This window comes from Shewanella sp. MF05956, assembly GCF_059758055.1.
This window is the reverse complement of record NZ_JCAYNV010000009.1, coordinates 155,384-170,374: the sequence shown is the minus strand read 5'-3', so window position 1 is coordinate 170,374 and position 14,991 is coordinate 155,384. Positions and strand designations below refer to the sequence as shown.

Genomic DNA, 14,991 nt, shown 5'->3' with positions numbered 1-14,991 from the left:
TGACTACTGCCCAGTGGATAATCAGGATTTTTTAGAAAAACGCAGATTTATCATTAAGTTAGGAAAGTACCTGCATAAGTTTGGTACGCCGGCGTATCGCTTAGAATCCCACCTGCAAACAGTATGTAGCACGCTAGGCATTGAAGGTTATTTTTTAATATCGCCCACTTCGATGACTTTTGTACTGCAACATGACACTGAGCAAGAGTATAACCACGTAGCGCGAGTTAAACCTGGCGAACTTGATTTGGGCTCATTGGCACGAACTTTTGAATTAGTTGAAGAGCTCAGTTCAGGCCAGCGCACCTTACAAGAAGCACTGGAGCGTCTAGAAGAAATTGCCAACAAACCTAACCCTTATGGCCATAAACTGACACTGCTAGCCTTTGGCTCAAGTGCTGGGGCGTTTGCTATGTTAATGGGCACCGGTTGGCATGATGTTTTTTGGTCTGCCATTCTAGGCTTATTAGTTTATAGCTTGGTATTTTGGGCCGAACGCTCAAAGCGCATCGCTGAAATGCTCGAACCTATGGCAGCAGTAATGTGCGCAATTTTAGCCACGGCCATCTCGCAATTTGACCCGAGCATTAATTTGCCAGTGACCATTTTATCGGGGATCATTATTTTTGTGCCGGGCTTAGCCCTTACCTTAGGTTTAGCAGAACTGGCGGCGCGCGATTTAATCTCTGGTACAGCACGTATTATGGATGCGGTAATGCAGTTATTTAAACTGTATTTTGGTGCGGTACTCGGCATGACCATTGGTAAAGCGATATTTGGTGATGTCACCTATATTGACCCTATCCCCTTACCTCGCTGGGCCATATGGTCTGCGGTGCCATTATTGTCGATGTCATTGGTGATTATTTTTAAAGCGCGCCTTAAAGACTCTCCATGGGGCGTGTTTGCCGGTATTGTGGCCTTTTTCTCGGCAATGCTTGGAGGGATTTATTTAGGTGAATCCATTGGTATTTTTGTTGGTGCATTGGCCGTTGGTATTTACTCCAACTTATATGCACGTTGGATGAAAGCTCCGGTATCGATAGCCTTACTGCAAGGGATTGTTATTTTGGTACCTGGCAGCAAAACCTACATTGGTTTAAACGCCCTTATCTCCGGTGAAACTATGCTTAATCAAGCACATTTAGGCTCGCAAATTTTTCTGATTTTTATGTCGTTAATTGCGGGGCTGATTTTTGCAAACGTTGTAGTTCCGCCGCGCCGTTCATTGTAAATCTTATTCATCGTTGTTATCGAAAGACTGCAAATACAAGGGCTGCATAATGTGCAGCCCTTTTCTTTTGCGCTGAATATAAAAACATACGTTATACCATTCCGCATTAATAAGTGACCACTCAGAATGCATCCAGCGGTTTTTGATTAAGGCGTCGCTATGTAGTAATGGTTGTTCCCATTCAAATAGCGAGAGCGCAAAGCAAAAGCCGCTGGGGCATTCCTTTCAGGCGAGTTTTAAAAGGGCTTACACTGCGTTGCATGACTTCGAAAGAGAACAACTATTCATTCAGTCATACGCCTTGTTTAAGCCCGTTTAAATTCTCGCTGAGAGATTATTTACTAACGCGCAATGGTATTAATCATTGACTATTGTCTCATTCAAGTGTGTTATTAAGGCAAGCGATAACGCAAACGCTTCATTTTACTTACACTAATTTAACGTTTGACATGTCCGTGACATATAACAAAAATAATATTGAGGACGAATTTATGCCAAGATCTGTAATGGCAGCCGGTTTTTTCGTCATTTTGCTCTCTCACACTAGCGTCAGCGCTAATGATGAGCCGGTGGAAAGCCCACCTGCTGTATCGACAGTGAACAAACATGATGTCGACAAGGTCGCTAGTATCGTCATTGTCAGCCACCCTATCTTTGATGAATCAGCCCCTGACGCTATTTTTCTCCATCGTTGGGCTAATTACTTACACATCAACACCCAAGAATCGACCATTCTCAATAGCTTAAGTTTTGAAGAAGGCGATAAAATCACCGAAAAAGATCTCTACGAAGCGCAACGTCTACTGCGTTATGAGCCTTATATTCGTGATGCCGAAATTAATATCGCGCGCAAAGACCCATTGGCCGGAGACAATGTTGAAGACGTGGTATTAGTAGAGACCTGGGACAACTGGTCGCTATTGCCCACGGTAAGTTTGAGTAAAAACGGTGGCGATACCAAATACTCGTTCGGGATTAAAGAAGATAACTTACTGGGTTTAGGCGTACAAACCAAAATAAAATACCAATCAAGTGCCGACAGAACCGGTTATAAATTTGCCTTTGATGCGCCAGTGAGATGGGTTAAACATGGCAATATTGCCGTTGATTTTTATGATAACAGCGACGGCCAGGCCTCTGCGTTAGCCTTTAATAAACCCTTTTACGCCTTAGACACCAAAGATATGTATGGCGCAGCGTGGTCAACCGACACTCGCATTGACACCATTAGACAAAATGGCAAAGACATTTACGAATTTGAGCATATTATCGATTACGCCAATGTTGGTGTTGGCTGGTTAGTCGATAGACAAAACGATTACTTACAGCGTATCAGTGTTGGCGTAACACAAGAACAGCACCTGTTTAATAACCTTGATATCTATCCTGATTCGCCACTGCCGTTAGACCGCGATTTTATTTACCCCTGGCTAAGTTACGAATACTTGCAAGACCAGTACACCGTGCTCAATAACATTCACTTAATCAATAACAACGAAGACTTTAACCTAGGCTGGCGCCATGTGGTCACCCTTGGCCTAGAAACCAATGATGTTGCCGACAGTTCAGCGCTGGGTTATCACTTAAATGTATTAACCACCCGTGGCTGGCAGCAAGATAATCAATTACTGCTAATGAGTTTAACTGGCAGAACTGACATACAAACAGGTCAACAAGACTTTTATAATGTGGGTTTATCGGCAGAATACTTCCATCAAATAAACCCTAAATGGACTGCCTACTCTAAAGCTAGAATCGCCACATCGCACAATAACTATCTCGATCAAACCTTTGCGTTAGGAGACGAGACGGGTGTACGAGGTTATCCTAACGATTATCAACATGGTGATAACCAATGGTTATTTACCAGCGAAATCCGTTATTACCCTAATATCAATTTATATCAATTAGCAGAATTAGGCTGGGCACTGTTTGCCGATATAGGCCAAGCTTCTGGCGGCCCAGATCAGCAAAATGAAGTCAGTGGTCCTATTGGCAGCATTGGTATAGGTGCAAGATTATACTCATCAAAATCGAGTTACGGCAACGTTGCCCACATTGATATTGCCATGCCAATGACATCGGGTAACGACATTAATTCATGGGAATTTCGCTTCCAGGTGAAGGAGCATTTTTAATTCTGTTAGTAATGCTACGATAAAGCCAGTTGCACACTTTCATCTCCATCATAGCCATTTAATCATGAGCTAATTTGTAAAGATCTGATTGTATTTGTAAATTACATGCAAATACAAATGATAACTAATATCATCAAGCCGGATTTTTACACTAATGGATTATAAGTGATGTTTAAACTGACTCAACTTTCGACCGCTACACGTTACGCGCTTTGTTTACTTGCCTTACCCACCTATGTTGCTGCAGATGAGATTCAACCCGTAACATCAATGGAAAGAATGATCGTTACGGGTAGCCGTTTGGCCGAGCGAATAGATGAAGTCCCTTCATCAGTGACGTTAATTGACCAGCAAGCTTTAGCACAAGACATGCTAATTACCACTGAACTACAAAATCTATTGGCTTTTCGGGTGCCCGGACTGGCACCTAGTACTGGCACTTCAAGTAACTCAGGGCAAAACTTACGCGGTCGTGCAGCATTAGTCCTCATCGACGGTGTGCCACAGTCCACACCGTTGCGCAATGGTCAATTAGATATCAGCTCTATCGACGCTGGCGTTATTGAACGAATTGAGGTGATTAAAGGCTCTACTTCCATCTACGGTAATGGCGCATCAGGCGGGATAATTAACTACATCACAAAACACGCTAGCGAGGATAAAGCACGAGTCAAAGTGGGGGTTTCGAGTAAATTTAGCGCCGTCAAGTTGCAAGACAGTGCGGGATACAGAGTTGATACCTCAATCGATGGAACCCTTGACGATTTTAGTTATGTGTTTAGTGCTATTACGGAAAAAACAGGGGTTGAACGTGACGCTGAAGGTGACATTATTGGCTTAGTTTATGGTTTATCAGAAACCGAATCGAATAACTTTTTTACTAAACTCGGTTACCAATTTGATGACGATAAGTCGATTAAATTAACTTACAACTACTATGAAGCTCAACAAGACGCGGACTTAATCGATGTGATTGGCAGCGTCAACTCAGGCGTTAAAACCTACGCCATTGAAAATACTAGCGGCATCGCTAAACAAGGTGTACCACAAGGTCCACGTGGTAATCATAACTTGATGCTGAAATATGTAGACCAAGACATTTTTAACAACACTCAATTAACCTTAGATGGTTACTTACAAAAAATAGAAAATATGTTTTTTTATTCAACAGCACTAGCAAATTTGAGTGAAGGCTATACCGGTGGACAGTCATTAATCAAGTCAGAAAAAAAGGGCATGCGAGTTAACTTCGTCAGTCAAGTAGATTGGGATAATATTGAGTCGACGTTTATTTATGGACTTGATGCACTCGAGGATATCAGCTCACAACCGCTAGAAGATGGCCGAATTTGGGTGCCAGAGATGGACATGAAAAATTTGGCCTTTTATTTACAAACAAAATTTGTCATCGCTGAAGATTGGATAATCAAAGCCGGTATTCGACAAGACAGTGTTGACTTAACCGTTGATGATTACCAAACCTTAAAATTATGTAGCACAGAAAGCACTTGCTCAGTGCCTTTTGACGTCGCGGGTGGTGATTTAGCTTATGACTCAACGACCTACAACATTGGACTTCGTTATAATTTAAACGATGCATTTAGTCCGTTTATGAGTTTTTCTCAAGGCGCAGATATTTCGGATTTAGGTCGACTATTAAGGACTGCAACAGTCAATGACATCAATTTGATCCGCACAGAGGCATCGATTGTTGATAACTACGAAGTAGGGGTTTCGGGTCAAATGGGTGACTTACGTTATGAAGTGGCCGCCTATCGTAGCCAATCTGAACTAGGCACCAGTAACAGTTTTGATGCGACCACAGGTGTGTATTTACCCGTGCGAGCCCCCCAGAAAATATGGGGGTATGAAGCACAGTTTGACTATAGCGTAACCGAAGATATCAGCACCGGCTTAAGCTATAGCTGGATTGAAGGTAAAGACACAGAAGCAGATGTGTACCTTGATGGCAGCACAATATCGGCGCCCAAATTTACAAGCTATGTAAATTGGCAAGCAAACGACGAAATCAATTTGGGCATTAATTATATTTATGTAGGCGACCGTAATCGCTTTGAAAAAATTAATGACCAATATGTAGGCGCTCAAGGTCCAATAGAGCATTACAGCGTAGTGAACCTATCAAGTAGTTATCAGCTTAACCAATGGCAGCTTTCGCTTGGGGTAGAAAATTTACTTAATGAAGATTACTTTTCTGCACGCTCGCAAGCTTATACATACGGTGGTTACAACACAAAATCCTTAGGTACGACTATTAATCTTGGCGTAAAAGCCAGTTTTTAATCGTTATCATATAAATATTTTACAGCAGGAATAAAAATGGGAGTGAAATTAAATTCACTCCCAAAATATTTTCGTTACTAAACAAGCTGTGTAAATTTCAATATCGAACTAAAAATGATGCGAGACCTGCAAGACCACTTCTCTTGGCGCACCAGGGAAGTGGCTATTACGCTCTGAGAATCCACTGATAGCATATTCTTTATCAAATAGATTTTTCACATTCAGCTGAAACTGGGTTTGTTGCCATGTCGTGGTCCAGCTCATGTCGAACACAGTGTAAGGCTTGACTATTTGATCGTCATCACTAACCTGCTCGCTGACGTAATCAGCACCAAAAGCAATTGCCGACTGTAAGCTGTCGATATCATAACGGGTCCATAAACCCGCTTGATGGCGCGGCGCATTAACAAAAAATAAATTTATTTTATATAAAACCATGTTACTCGTAGTCATAGCGGGTAACCATGTCATTTATTCCGTTAACGTTCATTTTATGTAATAGATCTAAGTTATGTAATAGATATAAGCTTGCAGTTAATTTCGGTTTCCAAGTCATGATACCCGTCATTAATTCATGCAAAAACAAACTCTTTCCAGCCACCCTTAAAGTGATCTTCGTCACATTACCTCGTAATTGTGTTAAGCTTGCCGCGATAACAACATCGTCACATTTGGTTGGAAAATTTAACATACCAAGTTGATATCTAATCAAATGTAAGAGCCAATACAAGTGGCTCGTCAAACATAAAGCAAATATTCCTTTTTTTGCAGGAGGCATTAAATGCAAGACTACGTAGAACAAATCGATATTAATCAATACCTACCGTTAATAATTGATGTAGGGATCAATGTATTATTAGCTGGGCTAATTTTGATTGTTGGTTTTTATATTGCTAATAAAGTGAGCTCAATCATCAATAAAATTGGTGAAAGTTACGATAAGCTCGACAACACATTATTCCGTTTTTTAGGCAGTGTAGCGAAGTACATCATTCTCGCTTTTGTTGCTATTGCGGTGTTAAATCGTTTTGGCGTGCAAACAGCCTCTATTGTGGCATTGTTAGGTGCTGCTGGTTTAGCTGTTGGTTTAGCATTACAAGGAACATTATCTAACCTTGCTGCTGGCGTAATGTTATTATTATTCCGTCCTTATAAAGTAGGTGACTTTATTAGCGCTGCAGATCGATTCGGTAATGTTCAAGAAATCGATTTATTCACCACGATCCTTAAAACGTTTGATAATCAGCACATTATTGTGCCGAACAGTCAAATTTGGGGGGCTCAAATCGTTAACCATTCCTTCCATGATATTCGTGGAGTAGATATGCACTTTGGTGTGGCTTACAAAGAAAATACCGATGAAGTACGCAAAGTTATTAATGCTGTATTGGCAGCACATCCACATATTTTAAAAGACCCTGCACCATTTGTTGAAGTTGAAACCTTAAATGACAGTTCAGTGGACTTCTTGGTCCGCCCTTTCTGTCATGGTGAACATTACTTCGCCATCCTGTACTCAATCCCTGAGCAAATCAAAAAAGCACTGGATGAAGCTGGTATTGAAATTCCTTTCCCACACAGAAAGCTGATCATCGAAAAAGAGCAATAATCTCTTCGTTTTTATTAGCCTATAAATCGCGCCATTGATGGCTAGCCGTATATGGCATGTTATTTGTTTAACCAAGTTATCTTGATTAAATTTTCCAGGCTTTAGCTTTCGCCCATAAAAACAAAAGGCCTCGCATTGCTGCGAGGCCTTTCATATAAAGAGGTGAGTTGGCCGATAAGCCGGGTCCTGTCGTGGACAGTTATTCATCTAGGCCTGCAATCGCTCACAGGCTCAAGCAACCTACCCGGTTCCTACGCGAGCAGCGCATATACTATTTAAAGTAATGGAACCCTATTTGGTCTTGCTTCGGGTAGAGTTTACCTTGCTACGAACTATTGCTAGCCGCACGGTGCGCTCTTACCGCACCCTTTCACCCTTACCATTTTTAGCCGAAGCCAAAATGGCGGTCTCCTCTCTGTTGCACTTGTCGTCGGTTCACACCGCCCAGGCGTTACCTGGTACCCTGCTCTTTGAAGCCCGGACTTTCCTCCCCGTACCTAAGTACGCGGCAACTGTCTGGCCAACTCGGCGCGGATTATAACGTAAGCAAGCCGACAAACCAATGCTAAAAAACGCTCACTGTTATAAATCCAACTCTAGGCCGTATTTATACAAGGCGTTTTTCTTCAATCCGTGAATTTGCGCTGCGATAGCGGCCGCTTTTTTAAGCGGTAATTCTTCGCTTAATAGTTTTAACGTCGCGACTGCAACCGCAGGAATGCCCTCTTCATCAGATAAAGCAAAACCATGACACATTAAGACAATTTCACCTTTTTGCTGATTGTCATCCGCTTCTACCATGGCCAGTACTTCTGCGGCGGTGCCCGTTAAAAAGGTTTCAAAGGTTTTAGTCACTTCGCGCGCCATCACCACTTGCCTATCGTCGCCTAATACTTGTGCAATAGCGTTTAAACTGTATACAATCCGGTGCGGCGATTCATAGAAGATTAAAGTGCGAGGATCTTCTTTTAGCATTTCAAGCTTATCGATACGGGCTTTTTCTTTTGAAGGTAAAAAGCCTTCAAAACTAAAGCGATCGGAAGGTAAGCCTGATGCGCTTAGCGCCGTAATAGCGGCACATGCTCCGGGTAATGGCACCACGCGATGACCAGCTTGGCGAACATGATTAACCAAATGATATCCAGGGTCCGAAATAAGCGGAGTGCCCGCATCTGAAATCAACGCTATCGATTTGCCTTGATTAAGTTGCTCAACAATCCATTGAGCACGGTCACGCTCATTATGGTCATGTAATGCTGTTTTACGGGTTTCAATACCAAAGTGACTCAGCAGTTTTCCGCTGTGCCTGGTGTCTTCACAAGCGATTAAATCGACTTGCTGCAACACCTCTAATGCACGAGCGCTGATGTCGCCTAAATTACCTATAGGGGTGGGAACAATATACAGCGCGACCATTTGGTCCATAATTACCTCGATAATGAATCTACCTGATACTTTCGCCCAGCGTAAGAGCAGGTTAAACTAGTGCCAGTATCTTAACAGAGTGAAGCCAAGTGTTAAAAAGACTGAATACAACAAAATTAGTGTGCGCGATGATTTTCTCTGTCTTATTGGTAGGTTGTGCTACTGAGCAACAGCGAAAGCAAAGAGAGTATGTTGAAATAAGCACATCGTTGGTTGCCGCCGAACATCCGGCTAAAATCTACTTAGCCGAAGCCAAAAATAGCAGTTTACCAGAAAAACGTGACCGTTATTTATTACTGGCAGCTCATGCTTACATTAATAACGGTAACGTTAATTCAGCCACCAGTATTTTAACCTCGATGCAAAAGTCGATGGTGAATGTGCCGACGCTTCAAGCTGAACATATTTACTTGCGTGCTCGTATTACAGAAAAAACAACAAGCCCTGAAGCCGCATTAGAGGTATTGCAATATCCTCCACATTGGCAGCTTCCTCGTTGGCAGATGGCAAGTTATCACCAATATAAAGCCAAGTTGTATAAAAACACCCAGCAATCGATTGATCAGGTTAAGCAACTGAGTTTACTGAGTAACTATTTACCTAAATCAGAAACCACCGCGGTCAACAATGTCATTTGGTCGATATTGCAGCCACTGCAAGAAGAAACGGTACAGTCGTTTATGCGCGACCCGTCAAATCCTATTTTTGCAGGCTGGTTACAGTTAACGTATATCGCTAAACATTATGCCGTTGAACCCACTCAGTTAGTGCGTTATTTAGGTGAATGGCAGCGCAATAACCCATATCACCCAGCAGCCATTAAGCTGCCAGCCGATCTTGAAAAAGCCTTAAGTGCCAAGCCATTTAGGCCACAGAACATTGCGGTATTACTGCCATTAACCGGTCCGCGAGCCGCTGTTGCCGAACCTATCCGTCAAGGGATTATCGCCAGTTACTTGTCTGAATATGACAGTAATGTTGCCGTTAATTTTTACGATACTCAGCTCGGTGTTGTTGCCGCTTATAATGACGCAGTCACCCAAGGGGCTGAGTTCATTATTGGGCCTTTGCTCCCTAATGAAGTAGAAGAGCTGCAAAAACTAAATGATAAGCAAAAGGGCTCGATTCCACAGCTCTATTTAAATCAGACAGAACATTTTAATCCGCAGCCCAATCAGTTTTATTTTTCGCTGTCTCCAGCACAAGAAGCCAGTGACGCTGCACATAAACTGTTTAGTGACGGTGTGAAGTTACCGCTTTTATTGGCCAGTAACGACCCGATTGGTAAGCGCATGGCAGAAAGCTTTAAGCAAACCTGGCTTACGTTAACCAGCGACAATGCCGAAGTGCATTATTATGATCCGGGCGACCAAATTAAAGTTGCGGTACAAGAAGCATTGGGCGTAAACGACAGCCAGGCACGTATTAGTCGAATGAAAGATTTATTAGGCAGCCGCTTAGAGTCGGATTTTCGTTCTCGCCAAGATATTGATGCCATTTACTTGATTTCAGGTTCACAAGACTTGGCGTTATTAAAACCATTTTTAGACGTTAACTTTAGTGTGTTCTCGGAACCTGTGGCGTTATACACCACGAGTCGCAGTCGTTTAGAAACCGAGTCAACCCAGGCGGCTCAAGATCTTAATAACTTGATGATAAGTGATATACCGTGGTTAATGCGTCCAAGCAGCGAAACGCAAATGGTGTCTGAGTTATGGAGCTCTTGGAACAACAGCCAAAAACGGCTCTATGTGATGGGATTTGACTCACTTGAGCTAGTCAATCGCTTAGCTCAAATGCGGGCATTCCCGGGCTATCAATTTATGGGCCGTAGCGGTGCATTGTCGGTGAAGTCTAATGGGGTGATTGATCGCCAGTTATCGTGGGGCAAATACACTCAAGGGCAACTCAAACCGCTATGAATCGCGGCCAGTTAGCAGAGCAACGCGCCAGAACTTATCTTGAACAACAAGGTCTGACGTTTGTAGAGGCTAACGTACGTTATCCGTTTGGTGAAATTGATTTAGTGATGCGCCAACAAGACGTGTGGGTGTTTGTTGAGGTGAAATTTAGGGCGTCAAACCAATTTGGCGGCGCCATTAATGCACTGACCGCTAAACAAATCACTCGCATTCGTTTAGCAGCAGATCATTACCTACAAAGACAAAAAGTAAATCCACCTTGTCGCTTTGATGTTATTGCGATGAGTATTAATGAAATAAACTGGCTACAAGGCTGTTTTTAAGCCACAACTGATTACCATCACTTGGTTTTGTGGCATCATACATCCACATTACCGGCGCGGATTGATTAGCGTATTAAAAGCTTGTCACCGACATGGGTAGAGATTATTTATCGTAAGGATTGTTGCATGTTAGAACGTATTAAAGATAGTTTCACCGAATCAATTCAGACCAAAATTGATGCTGCTGAAGCGCTACCTGAGTCAATTGAAAAAGCAGCAGAGATGATGGTGCAATGTCTTCTTGGCGGCAATAAAATTCTATCTTGTGGCAATGGCGGTAGTGCTGGCGATGCGCAACATTTTTCAGCAGAATTACTCAACCGTTATGAAATTGAGCGTCCGCCGTTACCGGCTATTGCATTAAGCTGCGACACATCCACCATTACCGCTATTGCTAACGATTACAGCTACGATGAGATTTTTTCGAAGCAAATTTTAGCCTTAGGTCAACCGGGTGACATTTTACTGGCCATTTCAACCAGTGGTAACTCTGGCAACATCATTAAAGCAATGGAAGCAGCTTTGAGCCGCGATATGACCATTGTTGCCTTAACCGGTAAAGACGGTGGTGCAATGGCTGGCTTAATGAGCGCGGGTGACGTGGAAATCCGTGTACCATCAAATGTGACTGCACGTATTCAAGAAGTCCACTTACTGGTCATTCATTGCTTGTGCGATAACATCGACCGCACCTTATTCCCACAGGATGAGCAGGCATAATGAATAGATTATTCGTCGTCTCTGTATTTGCATTACTGCTTCAAGGGTGTGCCGGTGCCGTTATGGTTGGTGCTGTGAGCGGTGCTAAAATGGCAAATGATGAACGCAGCATGAGTACGCAAATTAGCGATACTAATGCTGACTTTACGATTGCTAGCGCCTTGTCTAAATACGATGACTTGAATAATCAAACCAATATCGCTGCTGTTGTGATGAACAACAATGTTTTGATGATTGGCCAGGCGCCAAATTCAATGCTGCGCGATAAAGCGATTAGCGTTGTGCAAGACTTACAAATTGGCGGCAAGATACATAATCAAATCCGTATTGGTACGCCAACCTCTTTTACCACGCGCAGTAATGACACTTGGGTAACCACCAAAGTAAAAGGGCGCATGCTAAACGAAAAGTCGCTCGACATTACCCGCATTAAAGTTATTACCGAAAATGGCGAAGTATTTTTACTTGGGTTAATTGACCGCAAGCAAGCTGATCTCGCAGTTGAGATTGCCCGCAACACTGCCGGTGTACGTAAAGTGGTTAAGGTGTTTGAGTACACAGAACTTTAACCTCAGCCATGCCATGCTATGCCATTATTGAAAAGCCATCGACAATCGATGGCTTTTTTATGGATAAAAAAAACCAGTGAATCATCACTGGCTTTATGTGGTTATCGATTTGGGTTATACAATCAAACCAATCTTCTCATAAACCTTTTTAATGGTTACGGCTGCACGAGCTTGGGCTTTTTCAGCGCCTTCTGCCATGACTTGTCTTAAGAATGCATCATCTGCACGGTATTCTTTAAAGCGGGCTTGTAATGGCTCTAGCATTCCCACAACAGCTTCGCCAGTTGCCACTTTTAAATGACCATACATTTTGCCTTCAAATTCAGATTCTAATGACGCAATTGATTGCCCTGTACAGCCAGACATTAAACTCAATAGGTTAGACACACCAGGCTTTTGCTCCATATCAAAACGCACAACTGGCGGCTCTTCGCTGTCGGTCATGGCTTTTTTCACTTTCTTTAAAATCGCTTTAGGATCTTCAAGTAGCCCAATCACGTTATTGCGGTTGTCATCTGACTTGGACATTTTTTTCAACGGGTCTTGCAGCGACATCACCTTAGCGCCATGCTCAGGAATGAACGGCTCAGGAATAGTAAAGGTGTCGCCATAAGCATTGTTAAAACGAGTAGCAATATCGCGTGTTAGCTCTAAGTGTTGCTTTTGGTCTTGGCCGACGGGGATTTCATTGGCTTGATAAAGCAAAATGTCCGCTGCCATTAATACTGGGTAACCGTATAAACCAACATTGATGTTATTGGCGTGCTTTTGCGACTTGTCTTTAAACTGTGTCATGCGATTTAACTCACCCATTTGGGTGTAACAGTTTAACGCCCAACCTAATTGGGTGTGCTGTGGTACTTGTGATTGAATAAACACGGTGCTTTTTTTAGGGTCAACACCACAAGCAAGATAAAGCGCTAAGGTGTCTAAACAGGCCTCACGCAGTTTTTGCGGATCTTGACGAACCGTAATGGCATGTAAATCAACGACGCAGTATAAGCAATCATGGCTATCTTGCATGGCAACCCATTGACGTAGTGCGCCCATATAATTACCTATGGTTAATTCGCCTGATGGCTGTGCACCGCTGAGAACTATGGGTTTGGTCATGTGTTTTATTGCTCCAGATTATCTTATAAAATTCAAATTATTGAGAAAGTAAGTATTGCGCTATGTCGGCAAAGTTTTCGCATACCGCATTCGGTTCACTTAAGCCGATATCTTCGCCGTAGTTATAGCCGTAGGTCAAGCCAATAGACATGACATTTGCCGCTTTGGCCGCTAAAATATCATTCTTTGAGTCACCCACCATCAGTAATTGCGTGGTATTTAATTGCCATTGCTGTAATAAATGCTGCAAAGGCATTGGATCGGGTTTCATTTTAGCCAGCGAGTCGCCACCTAATACCTCAGAAAACAATCCATCGAGACCAAACGCACTGAGTAATGGCACGGTAAAACGGTACGGTTTATTGGTCACTACGGCCAGTTTATAACCCGCTTGCTTTAATTGTTGCAATACGATGAGTACATCTGAGTACAACCGGCTGTGCTGCTGTAAGTGCTCACCATAATGATGCATAAAACGTGGCATAATCTGTGTTAACTGTGTTTGTAATTCAGCGCTATCTGGTGCCGTTGAAGAGGCATAGCTTAACGCTCTTTGCATCAGCACTTGTGCACCATTGCCTACCCAACTGCGGACTAACGCTTCTGATACCGAGGATAAATGACATTCAACCAAAGTGGCGTTAGTCGCGGCGGTTAAATCCGGGACACTATCAATTAATGTCCCATCTAAATCAAACGCTATGGCTTGAATATTTGTCCATTGATTCATCGACAACCTCACTTTGGTTTACCTGTATGGATTACACTTTGGCTAATTCAGCACGCATTTGATCAACTACGACTTTGTAATCTGGTTGATTGAAAATAGCTGAACCGGCGACAAACATATCGGCACCTGCGGCGGCAATCTCTGCGATATTGTCAACTTTAACACCGCCATCCACTTCTAAACGAATATCAAAGCCACTGGCATCAATAAGCGCACGAACTTGGCGAAGCTTGTCGAGTGTATGTGGAATAAATGACTGACCACCAAAACCAGGGTTAACTGACATCAACAAAATGACATCTAATTTGTCCATAACATGGTCAAGATAATGCAGTGGCGTCGCCGGATTAAACACTAAGCCCGCTTTACAACCTGACTCTTTAATCAGTTGTAATGTACGGTCGATATGTTCAGATGCTTCAGGGTGGAAGGTAATAATTGATGCTCCCGCTTTAGCAAAATCAGGAATGATACGGTCGACCGGCTTAACCATAAGATGCACATCAATATCTGCTGTGATCCCATAATTGCGCAAAGCAGTACAAACCATAGGTCCAATTGTTAGGTTAGGAACATAATGATTATCCATTACGTCAAAGTGGACCACGTCTGTACCGGCATCTAATACGGCTTTAACATCATCACCTAAACGGGCGAAATCGGCAGACAAAATCGATGGTGCTATTAAAAATGGGCGCATAATCTTCTCTATTGGCAGATCAAAGTGACGACATTTTACCCTTTGCAGCGACAAGCCTCTAGGTTGAAAAGCTAAAAAAGCCCTAGAGTGACGGATATTTGTCAAAAAATAGAGCAGAAGTCGGATTTGTTGCTTTTTACTCATAAAGCAGTGTTCAATAACTAAGCTATTTTGCTATAATAAAAAATGTTACTTATTATGTCA

Annotated in this window: 12 protein-coding genes, 1 other RNA gene and 1 pseudogene; 8 read left to right on the top strand and 6 right to left on the bottom strand. The window is 42.7% G+C overall.

The genetic code is table 11. From position 1 onward, the window contains the following. Positions 1-13 precede the first annotated feature (13 nt). From AC19MX_RS11885 to AC19MX_RS11875, 3 genes are all read left to right on the top strand, one after another. On the top strand, positions 14-1,234 hold the full coding sequence (locus AC19MX_RS11885; protein WP_498298270.1) for a threonine/serine exporter family protein: 1,221 nt from the start codon (positions 14-16) through the stop codon (positions 1,232-1,234). A 491-nt stretch (positions 1,235-1,725) separates the two neighbouring features. Further along, entirely contained in the window at positions 1,726-3,372 is a 1,647-nt protein-coding gene (locus AC19MX_RS11880; RefSeq protein WP_498298268.1) for a ShlB/FhaC/HecB family hemolysin secretion/activation protein, read from the top strand. Positions 3,373-3,540: 168 nt separating this feature from the next. Beyond that, positions 3,541-5,676, top strand: a complete 2,136-nt coding sequence (locus AC19MX_RS11875) for a TonB-dependent receptor (protein WP_498298266.1) — start codon at positions 3,541-3,543, stop codon at positions 5,674-5,676. 108 nt (positions 5,677-5,784) lie between these two features. Here the strand turns inward: AC19MX_RS11875 and AC19MX_RS11870 are convergent. Then, a pseudogene (locus AC19MX_RS11870) lies at positions 5,785-6,087 on the bottom strand (TonB-dependent receptor domain-containing protein); the annotation flags it as partial. A 370-nt stretch (positions 6,088-6,457) separates the two neighbouring features. On the opposite strand from AC19MX_RS11870, the gene AC19MX_RS11865 reads away from it, so the two are divergent. Then, complete coding sequence (locus tag AC19MX_RS11865) at positions 6,458-7,285, top strand: mechanosensitive ion channel family protein (protein WP_432400403.1); 828 nt, start codon at positions 6,458-6,460, stop codon at positions 7,283-7,285. Positions 7,286-7,444: 159 nt separating this feature from the next. Here the strand turns inward: AC19MX_RS11865 and rnpB are convergent. Together rnpB and rsmI are read right to left on the bottom strand one after the other, a co-directional pair. Beyond that, positions 7,445-7,813: RNase P RNA component class A (gene rnpB / locus AC19MX_RS11860), an RNA gene on the bottom strand. Between the two features lie 54 nt (positions 7,814-7,867). Continuing rightward, complete coding sequence (gene rsmI / locus AC19MX_RS11855; RefSeq protein WP_432400405.1) at positions 7,868-8,710, bottom strand: 16S rRNA (cytidine(1402)-2'-O)-methyltransferase; 843 nt, start codon at positions 8,708-8,710, stop codon at positions 7,868-7,870. Positions 8,711-8,799: 89 nt separating this feature from the next. On the opposite strand from rsmI, the gene AC19MX_RS11850 reads away from it, so the two are divergent. From AC19MX_RS11850 to AC19MX_RS11835, 4 genes are all read left to right on the top strand, one after another. Next, positions 8,800-10,632, top strand: a complete 1,833-nt coding sequence (locus AC19MX_RS11850) for a penicillin-binding protein activator (RefSeq protein WP_498298264.1) — start codon at positions 8,800-8,802, stop codon at positions 10,630-10,632. After that, positions 10,629-10,955, top strand: a complete 327-nt coding sequence (locus AC19MX_RS11845) for a YraN family protein (RefSeq protein WP_498298262.1) — start codon at positions 10,629-10,631, stop codon at positions 10,953-10,955. The genes AC19MX_RS11850 and AC19MX_RS11845 overlap by 4 nt, the downstream gene beginning before the upstream one ends. 126 nt (positions 10,956-11,081) lie before the next feature. Continuing rightward, positions 11,082-11,675 (top strand): phosphoheptose isomerase, encoded by a 594-nt coding sequence (locus tag AC19MX_RS11840; RefSeq protein ID WP_124017505.1) that lies wholly within the window; start codon positions 11,082-11,084, stop codon positions 11,673-11,675. Continuing rightward, positions 11,675-12,244 carry a BON domain-containing protein gene (locus tag AC19MX_RS11835; protein WP_188957744.1) on the top strand — a complete coding sequence of 190 codons (570 nt, stop codon included), beginning with the start codon at positions 11,675-11,677 and terminating at the stop codon, positions 12,242-12,244. Before AC19MX_RS11840 ends, AC19MX_RS11835 begins: the two co-directional genes overlap by 1 nt. 114 nt (positions 12,245-12,358) lie before the next feature. On the opposite strand, the gene trpS is transcribed toward AC19MX_RS11835, so the two are convergent. Genes trpS through rpe form a run of 3 tightly spaced genes read right to left on the bottom strand, consistent with a single transcriptional unit; the run spans position 12,359 to position 14,787 of the window. After that, positions 12,359-13,357 (bottom strand): tryptophan--tRNA ligase, encoded by a 999-nt coding sequence (gene trpS, locus AC19MX_RS11830; RefSeq protein ID WP_498298260.1) that lies wholly within the window; start codon positions 13,355-13,357, stop codon positions 12,359-12,361. 37 nt (positions 13,358-13,394) lie between these two features. Continuing rightward, positions 13,395-14,087, bottom strand: a complete 693-nt coding sequence (locus AC19MX_RS11825; RefSeq protein ID WP_498298258.1) for a phosphoglycolate phosphatase — start codon at positions 14,085-14,087, stop codon at positions 13,395-13,397. A 31-nt stretch (positions 14,088-14,118) separates the two neighbouring features. Beyond that, a complete protein-coding gene (gene rpe / locus AC19MX_RS11820; RefSeq protein WP_432400417.1) occupies positions 14,119-14,787 on the bottom strand; it encodes a ribulose-phosphate 3-epimerase in 669 nt (222 codons plus the stop codon). Positions 14,788-14,991: the final 204 nt, after the last annotated feature.